General features: G+C 63.4%; 15 protein-coding genes and 1 tRNA gene. 8 read left to right on the top strand and 8 right to left on the bottom strand.

Going from position 1 to position 20,232, the window contains the following annotated elements:
• Positions 1 to 10: 10 nt before the first annotated feature.
• The 3 genes from ACSMXM_RS14295 to ACSMXM_RS14285 are packed head-to-tail and all read right to left on the bottom strand — an operon-like array spanning position 11 to position 5,907.
• A complete protein-coding gene (locus ACSMXM_RS14295) occupies positions 11 to 1,435 on the bottom strand; it encodes an efflux transporter outer membrane subunit (RefSeq protein WP_458817494.1) in 1,425 nt (474 codons plus the stop codon).
• Positions 1,432 to 4,551 carry an efflux RND transporter permease subunit gene (locus tag ACSMXM_RS14290; RefSeq protein ID WP_458817495.1) on the bottom strand — a complete coding sequence of 1,040 codons (3,120 nt, stop codon included), beginning with the start codon at positions 4,549 to 4,551 and terminating at the stop codon, positions 1,432 to 1,434. The genes ACSMXM_RS14295 and ACSMXM_RS14290 overlap by 4 nt, the downstream gene beginning before the upstream one ends.
• Before the next feature lie 21 nt (positions 4,552 to 4,572).
• Positions 4,573 to 5,907, bottom strand: a complete 1,335-nt coding sequence (locus tag ACSMXM_RS14285; protein ID WP_460317048.1) for an efflux RND transporter periplasmic adaptor subunit — start codon at positions 5,905 to 5,907, stop codon at positions 4,573 to 4,575.
• Between the two features lie 693 nt (positions 5,908 to 6,600).
• Between ACSMXM_RS14285 and ACSMXM_RS14280 the strand changes: the two genes are divergently transcribed.
• On the top strand, positions 6,601 to 6,759 hold the full coding sequence (locus ACSMXM_RS14280) for a hypothetical protein (protein ID WP_458817497.1): 159 nt from the start codon (positions 6,601 to 6,603) through the stop codon (positions 6,757 to 6,759).
• Positions 6,760 to 7,025: 266 nt separating this feature from the next.
• On the opposite strand, the gene ACSMXM_RS14275 is transcribed toward ACSMXM_RS14280, so the two are convergent.
• The 3 genes from ACSMXM_RS14275 to ACSMXM_RS14265 all read right to left on the bottom strand — a co-directional run bounded on the left by ACSMXM_RS14275 (position 7,026) and on the right by ACSMXM_RS14265 (position 7,973).
• On the bottom strand, positions 7,026 to 7,355 hold the full coding sequence (locus ACSMXM_RS14275) for an SMR family transporter (RefSeq protein WP_460317046.1): 330 nt from the start codon (positions 7,353 to 7,355) through the stop codon (positions 7,026 to 7,028).
• Positions 7,356 to 7,399: 44 nt separating this feature from the next.
• Positions 7,400 to 7,525, bottom strand: a complete 126-nt coding sequence (locus ACSMXM_RS14270; RefSeq protein WP_460317043.1) for a hypothetical protein — start codon at positions 7,523 to 7,525, stop codon at positions 7,400 to 7,402.
• 373 nt (positions 7,526 to 7,898) lie between these two features.
• A tRNA-Gly gene (locus ACSMXM_RS14265) sits at positions 7,899 to 7,973 on the bottom strand.
• Positions 7,974 to 8,121: 148 nt separating this feature from the next.
• On the opposite strand from ACSMXM_RS14265, the gene ACSMXM_RS14260 reads away from it, so the two are divergent.
• Genes ACSMXM_RS14260 through ACSMXM_RS14240 form a run of 5 tightly spaced genes read left to right on the top strand, consistent with a single transcriptional unit; the run spans position 8,122 to position 13,006 of the window.
• Positions 8,122 to 9,027: a tetratricopeptide repeat protein gene (locus ACSMXM_RS14260; protein WP_460317042.1), complete on the top strand. Its 906-nt coding sequence runs from the start codon at positions 8,122 to 8,124 to the stop codon at positions 9,025 to 9,027.
• A 14-nt stretch (positions 9,028 to 9,041) separates the two neighbouring features.
• Positions 9,042 to 9,680, top strand: coding sequence for an LON peptidase substrate-binding domain-containing protein (locus tag ACSMXM_RS14255; RefSeq protein WP_460317039.1), 639 nt, complete (start codon positions 9,042 to 9,044; stop codon positions 9,678 to 9,680).
• Positions 9,680 to 9,874 carry a Trm112 family protein gene (locus ACSMXM_RS14250; protein ID WP_460317037.1) on the top strand — a complete coding sequence of 65 codons (195 nt, stop codon included), beginning with the start codon at positions 9,680 to 9,682 and terminating at the stop codon, positions 9,872 to 9,874. The genes ACSMXM_RS14255 and ACSMXM_RS14250 overlap by 1 nt, the downstream gene beginning before the upstream one ends.
• A gap of 3 nt (positions 9,875 to 9,877) precedes the next feature.
• Complete coding sequence (locus ACSMXM_RS14245; protein ID WP_460317035.1) at positions 9,878 to 10,438, top strand: biliverdin-producing heme oxygenase; 561 nt, start codon at positions 9,878 to 9,880, stop codon at positions 10,436 to 10,438.
• A gap of 12 nt (positions 10,439 to 10,450) precedes the next feature.
• Entirely contained in the window at positions 10,451 to 13,006 is a 2,556-nt protein-coding gene (locus tag ACSMXM_RS14240; RefSeq protein ID WP_460317032.1) for an HWE histidine kinase domain-containing protein, read from the top strand.
• 42 nt (positions 13,007 to 13,048) lie between these two features.
• Here ACSMXM_RS14240 and ACSMXM_RS14235 read toward each other — a convergent pair whose 3' ends face one another.
• The gene (locus ACSMXM_RS14235) at positions 13,049 to 14,302 is read right to left on the bottom strand and encodes a UbiH/UbiF/VisC/COQ6 family ubiquinone biosynthesis hydroxylase (RefSeq protein ID WP_460317031.1); all 1,254 of its coding nucleotides are present in this window, start codon (positions 14,300 to 14,302) and stop codon (positions 13,049 to 13,051) included.
• A 392-nt stretch (positions 14,303 to 14,694) separates the two neighbouring features.
• Here ACSMXM_RS14235 and ACSMXM_RS14230 point away from each other — a divergent pair, with 392 nt between their 5' ends.
• Positions 14,695 to 17,022 (top strand): FtsK/SpoIIIE family DNA translocase, encoded by a 2,328-nt coding sequence (locus ACSMXM_RS14230; protein ID WP_460317030.1) that lies wholly within the window; start codon positions 14,695 to 14,697, stop codon positions 17,020 to 17,022.
• Here ACSMXM_RS14230 and ACSMXM_RS14225 read toward each other — a convergent pair whose 3' ends face one another.
• Positions 17,023 to 18,687 carry a cation:proton antiporter domain-containing protein gene (locus ACSMXM_RS14225; protein WP_460317029.1) on the bottom strand — a complete coding sequence of 555 codons (1,665 nt, stop codon included), beginning with the start codon at positions 18,685 to 18,687 and terminating at the stop codon, positions 17,023 to 17,025. It lies immediately after the preceding gene.
• Positions 18,688 to 18,823: 136 nt separating this feature from the next.
• Between ACSMXM_RS14225 and radA the strand changes: the two genes are divergently transcribed.
• Entirely contained in the window at positions 18,824 to 20,206 is a 1,383-nt protein-coding gene (gene radA / locus ACSMXM_RS14220) for a DNA repair protein RadA (RefSeq protein WP_460317028.1), read from the top strand.
• The last annotated feature ends 26 nt before the right edge of the window (positions 20,207 to 20,232 follow it).

Raw genomic sequence — 20,232 nt, 5'->3', positions numbered from 1 at the left:
CATTGGGGTGCTATTGTGTGGACACCGGAAGCAGACCATCCGCACTCCACGATCCGCCGAGCGCGAGGTTGAGCCCGACCCATTGGTCGATCCGCTGGCGGCGCACGCTCACCAGGTTGCGTTCCGTCTGGAAAAGGCGCTGCTGGAAATTGAGCACATCGATCAGGTCGATCTCGCCTTCGCGGTACTGCAACTGGGCAAGCTGGTAGGCGGTCCCCGCCTCGTCGGCAGCGGCCGCGAGTATCTGTTCGCGTTCCTCCAGCACGGTGACGGCGTCGAGATTGTCCTCGACCTCGCGCAGGGCGGCAAGAGCGGTTGAGGCATAAAGCGCGACCGCCGCGCGGCGGTTGGCATCGGCTTCGTCCTCGCGTGCGCCGCGCAGGCCCGCATCGAACACCGGCTGCAGGACGTCGCCGATGATCGACCAGAGAATGTTATCGGTATCGAGCAGGTCGCCGAGATCGGTGGAAGCGACGCCTCCGACAGCGGTCAGCACAAGTTGCGGCAGTTGCGCGGCCCGCGCCTGATCGAGGTTGGCAAACGCTGCGGCAACCCTGCGCTCGGCTGCAATCACGTCCGGACGCCGTTCGAGCAGTTGGGCGGGCAGCCCTGCGGGCGGCGCGGGCGGTGCTTCGGGAAGGCTCCGCCCGACGGTTACGAGATTGGCCGGATAGCGCCCGACTAGCACCTCCAGCGCGCGGCGGGCGTTGCGCGCCGCGATCTGCGTCTGGGCGAGGCTGTCCAGCGCGGATTGATAATCCGCCCCGGTCGTCGCGGTGTTCTGGCGCGAGGCAAAGCCTTCGCGGTATCGCACTTGCACGATCCGGTCGATTTCAGCGAGGGCTTCGACCGTGCGCTGTGCCACACTGACCTGTTCAGCGGCCTCGATGCTGGCAAAATAGGCCGAGGCGACCCCGGCTGCGAGCGAATATTGCGCAAACCGCAAATCCGCCTCGACCGCCTGCGCGCTGGCATAGGCGGCGTTGCGGCCCGCGCGCACCCGGCCCCACAGGTCAACCTCCCACTGTGCCTGCCCCGCGACAGTGTAGACCGCCTGATTGAGCGCGAACGGATTGGGCGATTCGGTCCGGTCGGCGTTCACATTGGCGTTGATCTGCGGGAACAGCGCCGCACGCGCTTGCCGCACCAGCGCGCGCGAAGCGTCGAGATTGGCGGCGGCGGCGCGGATATCGGGGTTGTTGGCCTGCGCCTCGAGCACAAGTTCGCTCAGCACCGGATCGCCGACCGCCTCGATCCAGCCGATGCGCACCTCCCCCGGCACCGTGCCTTCGACCACCCATTGCGGCGGCAGGGCGGGCAGGCTCTGCGCGGTGGCGGCGGCGATGTCTTCGGGGGTGCTCAGGCTGGCGCAGCCCGCCAGTGCGAGCGCGAGCGCCGCCGGGGCTGTGCCAAGCAGAAGCCTGCGCGCGATCATGCCGCCGCCTCCCCGCCGGTTTCCCTTGTGCCGGATTTGTCCGCGCGCTCGTCGGTGGAAATGCCGAACACGGCGGCATAGACCACCGGCACCACCAGCAGCGTCAGCGCGGTCGCGAAGGTCAGGCCGAACACCAGCACCACCGCCATCGATTTGAAAAAGGCATCGGTGAACAGCGGCAGCACGCCAAGCACCGTTGTGCCTGACCCCAACAGGACCGGGCGCACACGACTGGCGGCGCTATCGAGCAGCGCGTCCATGCGCGGCTTGCCCTCGCCGATTTCAAGGTCGATCTGGTCCACCAACACGATCGCGTTCTTGATCAGCAGCCCGGCCAGCGACAGCACGCCGAGGATCGCCATGAATTCGAACGGCACGCCCATCACGATCAGACCGAACACAACGCCCACCAGCGCGAGAGGCACCACCGACCAGATCACCAGCGGCTGGCGCACCGCATTGAACAGGAAGATCGTCACCAGCACCATCGCGCCAAAGCCCAGCGGGATCGTGCTGGCGAGGTTCTCGTTGGCCTCTGCCGAATTGCCCGATTCCCCATCCCATTCAAGCGAGTAGCCCGGCGGCAGCGCAATGGCCTCGACCAGCGGCTGGACCCGCGCCTGCAAATTGCCGGCCAGCTCGCCGGGAGCAGGATCGGCCTGCGCCTTGATCGACCAGACATTATCGGTGCGCCGCAGGCGACTGTCGCGGAATATCGTCTGGATGCCGTCGGTGACCTGTTCGACCGGAACCGCTGCGCCGGTCGGACCGAGCACCTGGATCAGCGGCAGGCCCTCGACGCTCTCGCGCTCATCCGCAGGCGCGCGCGACATGATCGGGATCAGATCGTCATTCTCGCGATAGACGCCGACCTGCTGACCCGAGTAATTGCGCGCCAGCGCCGCGCCCAGATCGGACCGGCTGACGCCTGCGCGCCGCCCCTTGACCTCGGAATAGACCGGTTCGATCGCGGGCACGCGCTGGCGCCAATTGTCCTTGATCGCGATTGCCTTGCCATCCGCGTGATACACCTCCTGCGCCTGCCGGGCGAGGTCGCGCAGCACTTCGGGATCGGGCCCGCTGAAGGTCGCCTCGATCTTCGAACCGCCGCCCGGCCCGAGGATAAACCGCCAAACCTTGCCTTGCGCCTGCGTGAAATTGGCATCGATATATTGCTGCACCTGCGGCACCAGCGTATCGAGCCGGTTGTAATCATCGAGCTTCACCAGCAATTGCCCGTAGGCTGCGTTGGTGCTCTCGAACTGATAGACCAGCATGTAGCGCAAGGTGCCCCGGCCCACGAGCGTGTGGACGTGCTCCACCCCTTCGAGCGTGCTGATATATTCGCTCAGCTTGCGCATGTCGGCATCGGTCTGGGCGATGTCGGTGCCTTCGGGCAGCCAGTAATCGACCACCAGTTGCGGCGTGGTCGAGGCGGGGAAGAAACCGGGCGTGACATAGCCAAAGCCGAACACCGAGGCGACGAACAGCCCCACTGCCGCCGCGATGGTGGTCACCCGGCGCGCGATCAGCACTTCGATAATATCCTTGAAGCGTTGCATCAGGCCGTCGGTCTTGTCCTGCGGAGCCTCTTCAGCGGCCACGCCCCCTTCAGCCTCGGACGCCTGCGCCGCCTCCTTGAACAGCAGCGAACACAGGAACGGCGTGATCGTGATCGCGAAGACCCAGCTGTAAAGCAGCGAGATCAGGATCACCCAGAACAGGTCTCCTGTAAACTCGGCGGTGTCGCCGGGCGCAAGGCCGATGGGCGCGAAAGCGAGGATGCCGACCAGTGTCCCGCCCAGCAGCGGCCAGATCGAGCGTTTGACGATGGTGCTCGATATCTCGATGATCTTCTGACCGCGCTGCACCCCGGTCAGCACGCCATCGACAACCACGATCGCATTGTCGACCAGCATCCCCAGCGCGATGATCAGCGCGCCCAGCGAGATGCGGTGCATCGGGATATCGCTCATATACATTGTGCCCAGCGTTGCCGCGATGGTCAGCAGCAGCCCGATCCCGATAACGAGCCCCGAGCGCAGCCCCATGAACACCACCAGCGCACCGATCACGATCGCCAGCGCGAGGAACACGTTGACCACAAAGTCGGAAACTGATTTGTCGACCACCTTGCCCTGGTTGTAGAATTCGTGGATCTCAATTCCCGCCGGGCGCTGGCCTTCGACCTCGGCAAGGCGCTGCGAAAGCCGCTCGGCCACGGCGACGACATTGCTGCCCGAAACCGCCGCCACGCCCATGATCAGGCCCGGCTCGCCATCCCAATAGGCGAGGAAGTCGGGCGGATCGCGCAGGCCCCGGGTGACTGTGGCGATATCGCTCAACTGCACCACGCTGCCATTGCTGGATGCAACCAGCAGGTTGGAGATCGCCGCAACCGAATCGATATCGCCGCTCGGCGTGATGATCAGGCGCTTTCCATCGACCTCGACAGTGCCGCCGGGCACGACGGTGTTCTGGGTCGAAAGTTGCTGGAAGATTGCGTTGACCGTGGCGCCCAGCGCGGCGGCGTTCTGGCGCGAGATCTCGACATAAATGACCTCCTGGCGTTCGGCCGCGATGTTGATCTTGCCCACACCGTCGACCGCCAGCAGATCCTGCCGCAGCGCCTTGGCATAGGTGCGCAGTTCGGGCATCGAATAGCCCTCGCCGGTGAGCACGTAATAGATCCCGAAAACATCGCCGAATTCGTCGAACACCATGCTCGGGCCGGCGCCAGGCGGCAGGTCGCCGGCGGCATCGCGGACCTTGTTGCGCAGCTTGTTCCAGATGTCCTGCAGCGCGCCCTTGTCCGGGCTGGCCGAAAACTTGATATCGACTGAAAGCTCTGAAAAGCCCGCCGAGGAAACCGAGCGCACTTCGTCGACCTCTGCCATGTCCTGAAGCGCTTCTTCGAGCGGGGCCGACACCTCGCGCGCGACCTGTTCGGGCGAGCCGCCGGGATATTGCGTGAAGATCTGCGCGGTGCGGATCGTGAATTCAGGATCCTCGAAGCGCGGCATGTTCTGATAGGCAGTCCACCCCGCCAGCAGCGAGAGCGCGATCACGATCCACATGATCAACCGGTTGCGAATGCTGAAGGCTGCGATATCCATATCTGCAACGCCGACCCGCGGCTATTCGCCCCAGGGGCGAACCTTGTCGCCCTCGCGGAAGTAATTGCCGCCGGCGGCCACGATGGTCTCTCCAGCCTTCAGCCCCGTGATCGCGCGCAAGGTTTCGCCGACGCCGTCCTCGATCGTGATCTCGCGCCGCTCAAGCACCTTGTCGAGCCCCTTGGCCACCCACACAAAACGCTTGCCGCCCTCGGACATGATCGCCGCCAGCGGCACTTCGACGCCATTGGGGCCCTCGCTTTCCCCGATCGGTTCGCCCTCGTAGAACAGGGTCGCCGTCATCCCGGTGAGCACCAGCAATTCGGAAGGCGGGGTAAAGCTGAAATGCGCCTCGAAGGTCTGGGTGGAGCTGTCCGCCTGCCCGCGCGCCTCGCGGAAAACCGCCGGGAACTGGCGACCGGGGGCCGCATCCAGCTCGACGAAGATATTGAAAAAGCGCCGCTGGTTGGAAACCAGCACGAAACTGGCGGGCACATTGACCACCGCCTCGACCGCGCGGCTTTGCAGGACCAGCACCGGCTGCTGCGGGCCGACATTCTGGAACTGCTCGACATAAGTCACCCCGACCCCGCCGCTGAACGGTGCCCGCAGAACGGTATCGGAGAGGTTTTTCTGCGCGGTGTCGAGTGCAGCCTTGGCGACCTGGCGCTGGGCCAGGCGGCTTTCGACCACGCTTTTGGAGATCGCGTCCTGTTCGATCAGGCGCTGCGCGCGTTCATATTCGCTGCTGGCGTTAAGGTACTGCGCCTCGGCTTGGTTGACGGCCGCAGCGTAGCTCGTCGGCTCGATCCGCGCAATCACATCGCCGCGGCTGAACCGCGCACCGTCGATCGCGTTCCACTCGATGATCTGCCCGCCGACCTGAAATGCCAGATCGGTGGTGCGGACAGAGCGGACGACCGCCGGAAAACTGCCCGAAGTCTGCGAATTGGCGGATTGGACGGTCACCAGCTTGGCCGGGCGCGGCGGTGCGTCCACCGGCTCCACCTCGGTCGATCCGCAGGCGGCGAGGACGAGCAGCGCGCCCGCGAGCGCCAGCAGGGCAGCATGCCGCCGCCAGGGTTCCCGAACGAAGATAGACGCCAAAGTGAATCTCCAAACGCTTCGAGCAGATTGCGGCTGCACGGCCAAAATTTCAGGGCCTATGGATAAGTAGTGGTCAAAATGGGGGATGAACTGACCAACTTCGATCTGATCGATAGTTCGCCAGGTGATGGCGAAAAAATTAATTCCGGAAAGCCCGCTGCGCAAGCGCAGAGACAAATACTGCTCTTGTATTGCCTGCTCCCAATGGCGGCCACACTCTGAGGACGGCAGGCCTGCCAGAAGGTGCAATACACTGACCCGTTATTGGCGCGCAACCCCTTTTTTCCTGTGTCACAACTTCCAGACTGACCCCGTCCAAGTATCGCAAGAGGCCCGCATTTTTCGCCGCAGGTCCGGATCCAGCGCCAGTTTCTGGTTGTATTCCTTCCTGATCTCGCGAAGCCGACGGAAGCCCGTCCATCCCCCCCGTCCCCAGAAAGCTGCTATCGGGGATCGATTCGTCCAGCTCGGCCCGGACAGTGGGCAAGGGCGTGGACAAGAGGGTCGACTAGGCGCCTTGCCTGGGCGTCATCGTGAAGTGCCCCACGATGCTTCTGAAGGCCGAGGCGACAGGGCCGCGCGGCACGCCCAACAGGGGCGCGGCCGTCAGTCCCGAATGGGTTGTCAGCACCTTGATGCTCGGGGCAGGCGACATCCACGCCAAGCGCTAGCGCAACCCGTCGCGGAATTGCTCCGCGGCGATCTTTGATAATCCGTAGACCTCCCACGGATCTTACTTCTGTTCGGCGCTGAGATTATCCCACATCGATCGCCTTCTCTGCAAGATGCTGGCGGAGGAGCTGGCCACCACGACGACGACGGAAGGCGCGCGTCGTCAGGGCCGGCAGCGCAACTCTCGGAAATGGTGATGAGCCCGGTGACAAAGAACGCGAACTGTAGAAAGTGACCCTACAGACAGTGGAAGGAGAGCGTCGGGAGGTTGTGCCGGTCGCGCTCGCTGATCTGGGCGACGGGGACAACAACCATGTGCTGTGTCTGGACACAAAAGATAAGCCGATCTCGGCGGCGTTTCCTGCAGGGATTCTGACCGATCCGAACGATGACCTTAATCCCGACACCTCAATCTTGGTTCGAGACTAGCAAGACCGTGCAAGTTGATCGCTGTCCGCCCCGAGAGGACCAATCGCAATTAGCACCAATCGCTTCCAAATCGGACAGTCCGGTTTCAGCCGCTGGTAATCCAAGAGCAGACTGTCGCCTTACGGCCTAGTTCGCGCCGCTCCGCAGCTTGCTGACTCGAGGCTGCTTTCAGGTCCGACAAAAGCCGCTTCGATGGCGGAGATTGGGGTCATTTGCAGACTGTCCGCTGGCGACGTTGTTGGTCAACTAGCGGACATTCGCGTTTTTCAGTGAGCCGAGACCTTCGAAAATACGTTCATCACTACGACACCAGCTACTATCAAACCCATGCCCAGCATGGCGGGAGCATCAAGTTTCTGTCCTTGGAAAACCCAGGCCACGGCTGCGATCAGAACTATGCCGACGCCCGACCAGATTGCATAGGCAACACCCGTCGGGATCGTTTTCAGTGTCAGCGACAGGAAGTAGAAGGCAATCACATAGGCGGCACCGGTGATTAGACCCGGCACCAGCTTCGTGAAACCTTCCGACTGCTTCATGAAGGTGGTGCCGATCACTTCAGCGATTATGGCCAAACTCAAATAAACGTAATTCATACTCGCGCTCCACATTTGGTCCGGGAGCGCGAAACCTCATCGCGTCACACCGAACCCAGTTCGATTGATGCCGAGGCAGAGAAGAACCAGCTGTAGCGGGCGCAGGAGCCACCACCCTGCTGCTCTATTTTCGACACCGACAATATAAGGCGATCCGTTGAAGAGGTCACGTCTACTTTTCGGCTTTTTTGTGGGATTCGATGACCGTAATTAGTGTCGTTTGCCGAATGGCTGCTTTTCGCCTTTGTCGGACTGGAAGCAGACGGTCTGGAAACGGCCCAAATTCCGCCGCTTCAAATTACAAGCGAATTGGGTAATCAGATTGGACACCTTCACTGATCGCACTCCAAGCTGGACACACGCCAAACCAATCCTTGCACCTTGGAATCGGGAGGTTCAGTGTGTCGCAATGCAAACGCCAGAGTGCGCCACGAAACTCCGATTTGTGCTTCCCCCGCGCTTCCCCGGAGCAACCGACAGAGCGGGGAAGCAGAATTCGCCAACTTGCGATCCGCTTAAGCGGTTCAATTTTCTAAAGAAAAATGGAGCGGGCGAGGCGATTCGAACGCCCGACCCCAACCTTGGCAAGGTTGTGCTCTACCCCTGAGCTACGCCCGCTCAACAAGTCGTAGGAGGAAGGGGCAGAGCCTCTTCCGGGGAGCGGCGCTGATAACCGGGGATGCGCCGGATCGCAAGCCCTTTGCGATTCACGACTGCACGCCCATATAGTCCCCGCTGTCACATACCAGATTCAGGAGACGTTCCCTTGGCCACGCTGATGACCCCCGAAGGCGACCGCGCACAGATCGAGGCGTTCGAGCGCGACGTGATCCAGCCGTCGATGACAGGACTGGTGATTCTGGATTTCCACGCCGAATGGTGCGGTCCCTGCAAGCAGGTGGGCCCGATCCTCGACAAGGTGGCCGCCGATTATGCCGCAAAGGGCGTGACGCTGGTGAAGATCGACGTCGATCAGCAGCCTGCGATCGCGGCGCAGTTCCGGGTTCAATCCGTCCCCACTATTTATGCGATTCACAAGGGGCAGCCGCTTGCCGACCTGTCGCAGGTGCGGTCGGAAACGCAGTTGACGAAGTTCCTGGACGAAATTCTGCCGAAGCTGGGCGCCGAAGGAGAGCCGGACGCCAATGACCAACTGGCCGAGATGAAGGCCCGCGCTAAGGAACTGGCGACGGCCGGACAGCACCGCGAATCGCTGGAAATCCTGTCGCAGCTGATCGGGCAGGCACCCGAGGATGAGGAAATCCTGGGCGGCGCGGCCGTGTCGCTGATTGCGCTGGGCGATGAGGAGCAGGCCAAGGCGCTGCTGGCGCGTGTGCCGGAAACATCGACCACCGCAGAGGTCGTTCAGGCACGCGCCGCGCTGGTGCTGGGCGAGAATGCGGTCGACGAATCGGAGCTGAAGGCGCTGGCGGACGTGGTTGAGGAGCGTCCGGACGATCATGACGCCCGTATCGATTATGCAGAGGCGCTGGCCGGTTCCGGACGCGGCGAAGAGGCCGCCGAGCAGTATCTGGAGTCTATCCGCCGTGACCGCACCCATGGCGAAGGTGCGGCAAAAACGAAGCTGCTAGAACTGTTCGAGGCCTCGGGCGTTGGTAGTCCGTGGGTCATGGCAGCCAGAAGAAAGCTGTCGGCCATTCTGTTTTCATAAGAGAGGGACACCGGTTGACGAGCAGTATTTCCGCAGACGGCCTGCCCCGGCGCATTCCGATCTTTCCCCTGGATGGTGCGCTGATGCTGCCGCGTGGAACCCTGCCCCTAAATATTTTCGAGCCGCGCTATCTGGATATGGTCCGCGACGCCATGGCAGGCGAGCGACTGATCGGCATGGTGCAACGGCGCGACGGCGAGCAATTATACGGCATCGGGGGCCTGGGCCGAATCAACCAGTTTACCGAAACCGATGACGGCCGCTTTATGATCGTGCTGGCGGGCCTGACGCGGTTCCGCACGGTGCAGGAATTGAGCGCCACCACCGCCTATCGGCAGATAGAGGCAGATTATTCCGACTTCCTGGATGATTTCCGGCAGCCGACCGTCCTGGATGCGACCAGCCGGCAAAGCCTGGAGGAAGTACTGCGCGCCTATCTGGATGCAGAGGATTTGTCCGCCGATTGGGAATCGATCCACCAGGCCGACGATGAAAGCCTGGTCAACACACTGTCCGCTGTGTGCCCCTTCGACACGGCGGAAAAACAGGCCCTGTTGGAGGCGGAAGACCTGCCCCGCCGGGCCGCCACGCTGGAGGCGCTGATGCGCTTTGCCGGCGATTCGCTGGCCCCCGGCAGCCGAGGGGTGCACTGATGTCCGGCTGGGGTGAAAAGGTGGAAGTCGACCCGCGCGTGCTGGAGGTTCTGGTCTGTCCGCTGACCAAGCAGCCGTTGAGCTACGACCGGGAAGCGCAAGAGCTGATCAGCAAATCGGCGGGTCTCGCCTACCCGATCCGCGACGGCATCCCGATCATGTTGATCGAGGAAGCACGCGAGATCGAGGACTGAGGCATGGCCTTCGCACAGAACCCGGAGTCTCTCCGCGCCTATCTGCGCGCAGGCACCCGCGCCGATCACGACAATACGGAAGCGGTCTTTGCCCCCTTCGATGTGACGACCGCGAACGGACTGGCGGGCTTTCTGACTGCGCATCTGTTGGCCATCGAGGCGGTGGAGGCGGCGCTAGGTGGCATGGACTGGCCGAAGGACTTGCCGTCGTTACCGCCCGCGAGCGAAATGATACTGGCCGACCTGGCCGCCTTGGGCCACGCTCGCCCAGCCATACGGCTTGATCCCGTTGCCGCGAGCGATCCTGTCGGGCCAGTTTATGTTCTGGCGGGTTCGCGCATGGGCAATCGACTGATTCGCAAACATGTCGCCCGAAACGGTACGCCGGAAACGAATGAATCCTTAACCTACATTAAGGCGCAATCGCTTGATCTTCATGGCCAAAAAGTCTTGAACGCGCTGGATCAGCTTCGCGTGGCGGACAGGCCAGCCTGTCTTGCCGGGGCCCGCGCGACGTTCGTGACCTTCGCGGCCGCCGCTCAGGCAGCCGCCCATATTGTTTAGGGTTTTGTACCAATGGATATGCCGAGCCGCGGCGCACCCGTCGACCTGACGAACTGCGAGCGGGAGGAAATACAGTTTCTGGGGCATGTCCAGCCTTTCGGAACACTGATCGCCTTCACCACAGACTGGATCGTTACCCGCGCCAGCGCCAATGTCGCGGAGGTCTACGGTGTTGCTGCAGAGGAGCTGATCGGCACGCCGCTGGACCAGCTGCTCGGCAAGCCCCTGAACGAGGCGTTGCGCCGACGCATGCGCATGCTGATCGATCCGGATGCGGTGGAACGCCTGTTCGGCCTTCCCATCGTCGAGGGCGGGGAACTGTTCGACTTCGCGCTGCATGTCGCGGGCGGCGACTTCATCCTGGAGGCTGAACGCCACGGTGGCGGCGCGCCGGGCGAATATGCCGCCAGCGTCCGCGCGATGGTGGATCGGCTGTCGCGCGCGACGACGGTACAGGAGCTGACCGACCGAGCAGCACGGCAGATGAAGCTGTTGACCGGATTCGACCGTGTCATGGTCTATCGCCTGTCGGACGATGGCGAAGGCCACGGCACCGTCATTGCAGAGGCGGGAGAAGCGCATATGGAGCGTTTCTTCGGGCTTGCTTTCCCCTCCACCGACATTCCGAAGCAGGCGCGCCGCATGTACCTGCGCAGCACCCTGCGGATCATCAGCGATGTCGATGCGACGCCAGTGCCGATCCTGCCGCAGCAGGGGCCGGACGGCAAAGCCCTCGACCTGACAATGTCGGCGACGCGTGCGGTCAGCCCGATCCATCTGGAATATCTGCGCAACATGGGCGTTGGCGCATCCATGTCCGTCTCGATCATTCGGGAAGGGAAATTGTGGGGCCTCTTCGCCTGTCACCATGAGTCGCCCCGCGTCCTGAACTATGACGTGAGAAGCGCGGCGGAGCTGTTCGGGCAGCTGTTCGCCTTCGTTCTGGGGGAAAGGGAAGCTGCGTCTCAGCGCGACCATGACAGCGTGGCCCGCGACCTGCACGACCGGCTGATGGCGCAGCTGGCAGGCGGCGAAACGCTGCAGGATAATTTCGACACCATCGCAGAGGCCCTGTGCGACGTCAGCGAATGCGACGGCATGGCGGCGTGGATCGATGGCGAGTACCAGACGCGCGGCACCGTCCCCTCGCGCGAGGAATTCGAGCCGCTGGCCCGCTTTCTGAATACCGCCGCCGCCAGCAAGATCTATACGACCGACCGGCTGCAGGAGGTCTATCCGGCCGCCGCCTCGATTGAAGCGGACGTTGCCGGGCTGCTGGCCATACCGGTTTCGCGCAAGCCGCGCGACCATATCGTCTGTTTCCGCAAGGAATATGCCCACACTGTCACCTGGAGCGGCAACCCCGACAAGCCGGTGGAAGCGGGTGAAGGCGGTGGCCAGCTGCGGCCGCGCAATTCCTTCACCGAATGGAAACAGGAAGTGCGCGGGCGTTCCCGTCCGTGGACGCCGCAGCAGATCCGCGCCTCCGAATGGCTGCGGATTACCCTGCTGGAGGTTGTCCTGAAGATGACCGACCGCGCGGCGGGAGAGGCGAAGCAGGCGTCTGAGCGGCAGGAATTGCTGATCGCTGAGTTGAACCACCGGGTTCGCAACATACTGACGCTGATTCGCGGCCTGATATCCCAGTCACGTTCAGAGGGCGACAATGTCGAGGGTTTCACCGCAAAGATCGGCGGCCGGGTCCACGCTCTGGCCCGCGCCCATGACCTGATCACAAAGAAACAATGGGCACCCGCCAGCCTGTCGGAACTGATCCGTACCGAAGCGGCGGCCTATTTGTCCGAAAAGGCCGACCGGGTGCGCATTTCCGGTCCCGATGTCCTGCTGAAGCCGCAGGCGTTCACCACCATGTCGCTCGTGATCCACGAACTTCTGACCAACAGCGCCAAATATGGCGGCTTGGCCGACAGTAGGGGCTCGGTGGAAATAACTCTGTCCCGCGACGAGGAAGAGGCGTTGATCGTGAACTGGCAGGAACGCGGCGGTCCGCCCGTCACTGCACCGACCCGGCGCGGTTTCGGAACGACGATCATAGAACGTTCCGTCCCCTTCGAGTTGAAGGGGGAGGCAGACATCCGCTATGACGTGTCGGGCCTGCGCGCCCGTTTCGTCATCCCCGGCGATCAGATCGACGGCATGACGCGCATTGCTGCCAAACCGGCCCCCGCGCCGCAGGAGGAAGATATGCATCCGCCCTTGTCTGGCGACGTTCTGTTGCTGGAAGACAATATGATCATCGCAATGGACGTCGAGAACGCCCTTGAGCGGATGGGGGCGGAGCGTGTCCACATCGCCGCAACCGTCGAAGAGGCATTGAAGTCCTTGGAAAAACATCAACTTCGCTTTGCCATGCTGGACGTGAATTTGGGGTCCGGTACCAGCGAGCCGGTGGCGGAAGCCTTGACCGAGCGAAAGGTGCCGTTTCTGTTTTCGACCGGCTATGGCGAGGGAAGCGACCTGACGAAGCGTTTCGCCAATGTCGGCGTATTGCAAAAGCCGGTAGATGAAGACCAGTTGCAAGAGGCCCTGAAAAAAGCCCTCGGCTAGAAGCGCTCGGTTAAAATGCCTGCCTGCAATCGCCCGTCCCTTTCACGGACGGTCGCCGCGCAATAATTGCGGCAGGTCGCCAGAGGCGCCCCGTGCTTCGGTCATGAAGAATGACTTTAACGGCGCGACGCGTTCAACGGTCCCCAGCCCGATGGCGCGCAGACGCTGCATTGGTCGCGGGGCGAGACCGAAAAGGCGGTTCAATATGTCGGTACTTGCCGCGACCGCCAGATTGTCGAGGCCGCGCCAGCGCGAATAGCGGGAAATGACTTCCTCTTCGCCCAGATCGAGGCCGAGGCGCTTTGCCTCGCCCAAAACTTCGCCAATCGCCGCTGCATCGCGCAGGCCCATGTTGAGGCCCTGTCCCGCAATTGGATGAATACCATGTGCGGCGTCGCCCACCAGGGCCAGCCGGTGCGCCGTATAGGATGCGGCATGGTGAAACCCCAGCGGGTAGGATGACGGCTCCGCCGCCAGCCGCAACTCTCCGAGAAAGCCGCCTATGCGCTTATCCATTTCCGCCAGCAGGGCACGCGGCGGCAGGTCCAGATAAGCGGACGCATGCTTGCCTTCGACGGTCCAGACGATGGCCGAACGGTGCGGCAGATCCTGGCCCTCACCATCAAGCATCGGCAGAATCGCGAACGGGCCGGACGGATAGAATAGTTCAAATGCCACATGATTATGCGGCAGCTCATGGTCGATCATGCCGACGATCGCCGTTTGCCGGTACTGCCACCGCGCAACACGAATACCGGCATCCTCGCGCAGTTTCGACCGGCGCCCGTCCGCACCGATGATCAGGGGCGCGCGGATTGTGTCGCCGTCAGCCAGGGTGACACACACGCCATGTTCGCCGCGTTCTATCCGCGCAACCTTGGCGGGTGCGCGCACATCAATCAATGCGTCCTGACGCCCGCCATCGATCAGCGCGCGGCGCAGATGACGGTTTTCCACCATGTGGCCCAGCGGCTCGCCTTCCGCTTCGCCGCCGTCCTGGCCGCCCGCGCGTCCGTCGAAGTGCAGATGCTGCGGCCGCAGCCCCTCGGTCACGCGAATTTCGTTGATGGGACAGTCGAGGCCCTGCAGCCGGTCCGCCAGACCGAGAGCGCCAAACATGCGCCAGGATGCACTGGCGATCGCGGTCGCCCTACCGTCGAAGTCCTGGCTGACCGTCTGTTCCAGATCGGCAGCATCTATGACCGTGGTGCGTACCCCGAAGGCCGACAGCGCAAGGGCCGTGACCATTCCGACGAGACCGCCGCCGATTATGATGGCATCGCTGTGGGTTTCCATGCTCCCTCCTTATGCGGACCGGGCCGGGCGTGAAAGCCGCAGCTTGCCGCAGGTCGCCTTCGCAGCGCGCCAAAGAATGCAAAAACCTGAGGCAGCGACCTCTGTTTGCCTACGAGTTAGGCATGACATGATTACTTCGGAGAGGCGCGTGCTCCTTAAGTAACTGATAATACTTTAGATGCTAAAACTGGCACATGGTTTGTATAGTATCGGCTTGAGAAGGCGGGGGGTCCCGCTCTCTTGCTCGCTCGGATCGATCCTCCCCAAGGAATCCGATATGACTTCGGCCGGTGGCTCAAAAAGAGCGCCGGCCGCTTTTTTATCTGCGGATTCCCTATTCGTTCTTGGCGCAGCCTCCCCGTTCTGCGAAATGCGACCGCATGACACGGGCAATGGCAAAGAAACAGGCGGCGCCGACGGGCCTGATCCCTGTCGCCGTGAAGGTCGCAGCCGCCCGCGCAGTCCGGCAGCTGCTCGGCATCCTGCTCGCCCTCCTCGGCGTCGCCATGATCCTGTCCCTGATCAGCTATTCGCCCGCCGACCCATCACTGAACCGTGCGACAATCGCAGCGCCGGAAAACTGGATGGGTAGCGGCGGCGCGCTTTATTCCGACATGGTGCTGCAATTGTTCGGCTATGCCGCCGCGCTGATGATCCCGCTGACCATCACTGCCGGTTTGCGGCTGGCAATGGGAAGGCAGCAGCCGAATCCGGGCTGGCGTACCACACTGACCTTTCTGGCGATCCTGCTCGGCGCGCTGGCGCTGGGTATGCTCCCGCTGCTGGGACCGCCTGCGGGTCCGGGCGGTCTGGTTGGACAATTGGGCGCGCTTGCCACCGGTGCGATTGGTGACGTTCTGCCGCCTGAGATTTCGGCCACTGCCACCAATTATGCGCTGGCGGCGATCCTGGGCGTTGTGGTGCTGTTCCTGACGATGAAGGGGCTTGCCTTGCCGCGCGGCTGGATCGCCGCCCGTCTTTCGCGCGCCGATGATGTTGAGGCGGATCAGCGCATGGCAAAGCCGCGCCGCACCGCCGAGCCGGAGATGAGCGCAGAACCCGACGCGGACGTACCAGACCGGCCCGCTCCCGCCACGCCGAAGCGTCCGGTCAAGATGGCCGAGACGCCGACAAAACCGTCGAAGCGCGCCGCGCGAGAACGTCAGTCCGGCCTCGCCCTCGGCGACCGTGCACAACTGCCGCCGCTGTCGCTGCTTGCCGCCGCTCCGCCGGCCAAGGGCACCAGGATCGACGAGGCGGCGCTGGAACAGAATGCGCGCCTTCTGGAAACCGTGCTCGATGATTTCGGCGTTAAGGGCGAAATCGTCGAGGTAAGGCCCGGCCCGGTCGTGACCATGTATGAGCTGGAACCCGCCCCCGGCATCAAATCCAGCCGCGTCATCGGTCTGGCGGACGACATTGCCCGCTCGATGTCTGCCGTGTCGGCCCGTGTCGCCGTGGTCCCGGGTCGCAACGTCATCGGTATCGAATTGCCGAATCGCGACCGGGAGACGGTGGTGCTGTCGGAACTGCTGTCCGACGCGACGTTCGACCGGGCGAAGGGCGCCCTGCCGCTTGTCCTGGGCAAGGACATTGCCGGCCTGCCCGTCGTGACCGACCTTGCCCCCATGCCCCATTTGCTGATCGCGGGCACGACCGGATCGGGCAAGTCCGTCGGTCTGAACGCCATGATCCTGTCGCTGCTGTACCGGCTGGAGCCGGACAAGTGCCGCATGATCATGATCGATCCAAAGATGCTGGAGCTGAGCGTCTATGACGGCATCCCCCACCTTCTGTCCCCCGTCGTTACGGAGCCATCGAAGGCCGTCCGCGCCCTGAAATGGGCGGTGGAACAGATGGAGGAACGCTATCGCATGATGGCCAGCGTCAATGTGCGGTCGCTGGCGGCCTTCAACGACAAGGTGACAGAGGCCAAGGCGTCCGGAAAGCCGTTCGAACGCCGCGTGCACACCGGCTATGATCCCGATTCCGGCCAGCCCATCTATGAGACGGAGGCGCTGGAATATGATCCCCTGCCGCTGATCGTCGTTATCGTCGACGAATTGGCCGACCTGATGATGACGGCGGGCAAAGAGGTCGAATTCCTGATCCAGCGGCTGGCGCAGAAGGCGCGCGCGGCAGGCATCCACCTGATCATGGCGACACAGCGCCCCTCCGTCGACGTCATCACCGGCGTTATCAAGGCCAATCTGCCCACCCGTATCAGCTTTTCCGTTACATCAAAGATCGACAGCCGCACGATCCTGGGTGAACAGGGCGCCGAACAGCTGCTGGGCAAGGGCGACATGCTGTTCATGAACGGTGGCAAATTCCTGACCCGCGTGCACGGCCCGTTCGTATCCGACGAGGAGGTGGAGCGCGTCGCCGATCATTGGCGCACGCAAGGGTCGCCCGACTATGTCGACGCCGTGACGGAGGAGCCGCCGCCGCAGCTGGACCAATATGGCATACCGCTGCCCACGCCCGACCTGATGGGCGGCGAGGACGACGACCCCGACGCGGCGCTGCTGCGGCAGGCGATCAAGGTGGTGCAGGATACACAGAAGGCATCCACCAGCCATGTGCAACGACACCTGCGCATCGGCTATAACAAGGCAGCGCGCCTGATCGACCAGATGGAGGAAATGGGCATCGTCAGTGCCGCCGACCATGTCGGTCGCCGCGAAGTGCTGATCGACGGCCAGGGCAACCGGCTCTAGCTAGGCCGCGATAGCAACGCCCGCAGTTTCCTGCGGCGGCACCTCATCTTCCATCCCCAGCGATCGCAATACATGAACGAGGAGGCGGTGGTCGCCCTCTTCCCCATGTGCATCGACGGCCTGCATCCCGACGGCACCATACCGGGCACCATCCTCGCCATCCACCATGGCGGCAATGCGGGTCAGGCCGGGCAAATATTCCTCAACAATGGGGTGCAGGTCGCGCGCCGCCTCGTAATCCAACCGTGTCAGCACGATAACCTGCCGATCGCCCATCGACAGCGGCTGCCAGCTGCGCGGGTCCGCCGGACTGGCGAAGTGCACGTCATAGCCATCCGCAACCGCCGTTTCGAACAGACGGTTATCGAATTCCAGCCCCACATGCCCCACGTCCCGCTGTGCCAGCGCATCTGCGAGCGCGCGGCCCTTAGGCCCCATGCCGACGATGATGACGGGGGCATCGTCGCCCGCAATCTTGCTGTCGGGCGGTCCTCGCCGCAGCCTGCCGGCCAATGTCCGCCCAACATCCGAAATTGCAGGCGTCGCGGCCAGGCTGATGGCGATGGCGGCGACCAGCATGGCGACGACATCCGTCCCGATCAGCACGGCGACAGCAGGCAGCGAGAAGACCACCAGAGCGAATTCCGATCCCTGTCCCAGCAGGAAGCCCAGTTGAACCGATCCCGGCACCGACCAGCGATTGGCCAGCGCCGCGGCGACGTTCAGGGCGCATTTCATGGCGATCAAGGCGGCGGCAATGCCCAGCACCTGCGGCCCGCGCTCTGCCAGCAATGCCGGGTTCAGCGACAAGCCAACCGTCATGAAGAAGAAGCCCAGGAAGAGACCGCGAAATGCCTCTATCTCGGCCTGAACGAGAACGCGGTAGCGCGACTCCGCGATGGCCACCCCGCCCAGAAACGCGCCTAGCGTCAGCGACAGGCCGATGGCCCCTGTCGCCCAGCCTGCCGCCAGCGCGAGAAACAGCGCCGTTGCGGTGAATACCTCGTTCGACCGGGCATTGGCGATCAGCCGGAACAGCGGCGCCGTCAGATAGCGGGAGAAGATGACGGCAACCCCAAAGGCGGCCACAGCCTTCAGCGCCGCCCATCCCAGATCACCGGCAAGAGAGCCGGAACCCGCCGCCAGGGCGGTCGCGGCGATCAGCAGGGCAATGGCGGCAATATCCTGAAAAATCAGGATCGACTGCGCCGCGCGCCCCACCGGACAATCGGCCTGCCCGCGCTGCTGGATCAGGCCGATGACCACGGCGGTCGATGACAGGCCCAGCGCCGCGCCGATGATGATGGAGGCCGTTACCGATTGACCGAGCAGCCATGCAGCCACACCGAACCCGGCGCTGGCGACCGTCATCTGCAGGGCGCCGAACCCGAATATATTGCCCGCCTCCTCGCGAATGCGCGTCAGGCTGAAATGCAGTCCCAGATTGAACAGCAGGAACATGACCCCCGCCTCTGCCAGCGCCTCGACGACTGGCCCCTCGAACCGGTCGGCATAGCCGAATGCGCCCAAGGCCAGGCCAAGCACGATATAACCGACAATGGGGCTAAGCCGGAGAACCTTGGACGCCAGCGCCGCGCCGATGCCCAAGCCCAGCAGCGATATGGCTGGCGCGATGGTCGTGAGAATTTCGGAGGAAGCGGCCATTCAGGAAGTTTACCCGCCTTTTCGCGGGCCGCATAGGCAGGGAGCATGGGCGCCGAGTGGGTCGGCTGAGGCACGCAGGCGAACCACCGCCCACCGGCCCTTCCCGTTCCCTTATTGTTCTGCTATCGCGCTAAGCATGGCAAAGCCCCAGAAACGATATAGCTGCCAGGCATGTGGCGCCGTCCAGACGAAATGGCAGGGGCAGTGTCCCGACTGCGCGGAATGGAATTCCCTGATCGAGGATGCAGGCGCGGTGGTTACGCCCTTCAGCGCAAAACATTCACTGCAACGGGGCGGGACGCGCATCGCGTTGGAAACGCTGGATGCGGATACGCCGCTGCCCCCGCGCACGAGTACGGGCATTGCAGAAATGGATCGCACGCTGGGCGGCGGTATCGTGCCCGGATCGGCGATCCTGATCGGCGGCGATCCGGGCATCGGCAAATCGACCCTGCTACTGCAGGTGGCGGGCCGCCTGGCGACACGGGGTCATCGGATCGTCTATATTTCCGGTGAGGAGGCGGCGGACCAGGTTCGCCTGCGCGCGCGGCGGCTCGGGCTGGGCGATGCGCCCGTCGAGCTGGCCAGCGCCACATCGGTGCGGGATATATTGACGACGCTGACCGACGGCACGCCGCCCGCGCTTCTGGTGATCGATTCGATTCAGACCATGCATTCCGACATATTGGAGGGCGCGCCCGGCACGGTCAGCCAGGTGCGCGCTGCCGCGCAGGAACTGATCCGCTTCGCCAAGCAGACCGGCACCGCGCTGGTCCTGGTGGGTCACGTGACAAAGGATGGCAGCATCGCCGGCCCGCGCGTCCTAGAACATATGGTCGACACCGTGCTCTATTTCGAAGGCGAGCGTTCCCATCAATATCGTATCCTGCGCGCGGTGAAGAACCGCTTTGGCGGCACCGATGAAATCGGCGTCTTCGCCATGGAAGCCGCCGGACTGACGGAAGTCTCAAACCCCTCCAGCCTGTTCCTGACGCAACGCGAACGGCCGGTGGCGGGTAGCGTCGTGTTTCCGGCGCTGGAGGGGACGCGGCCCGTCATGGTCGAGATACAGGCGCTGGTCGTCCGGCTCGCCTCTGGCGCGACGCCGCGCCGCGCCGTTGTAGGCTGGGATTCCGGGCGACTGGCGATGATCCTTGCGGTACTCGAGGCCCGCTGCGGCATGAGCTTTGCCAATGCCGAAGTTTACCTGAATATCGCGGGCGGCCTTCGCGTATCGGACCCTGCGGCGGACGTCGCGGTGGCGGCGGCGCTGGTCAGCGCGCTGACCGAAAATGCCGTGCCGCTGGATACCGTCGCGCTGGGCGAATTATCCCTTTCCGGAGAATTGCGGCCCGCCGCGCATCTGCAATTACGGCTGAAGGAAGCACACAAGCTGGGTTTCACCCGCGCGCTGACACCAAAGGCCGCCCGCGATGCCGTCCCCTCCGGCATGCGCGGAGAGGGCTTTTCCCACCTGCCCGACCTGGTGGCGCATCTGGCCGGCGGAGCCGCCGACTGACGCAGCAGCAGACCTGCAAGCAGCTC

The sequence above is a fragment of the Pacificimonas sp. ICDLI1SI03 genome, assembly GCF_054740865.1.
Note: the sequence above shows the minus strand (reverse complement) of the source record. Positions and strands in the feature narration are given on the sequence as shown.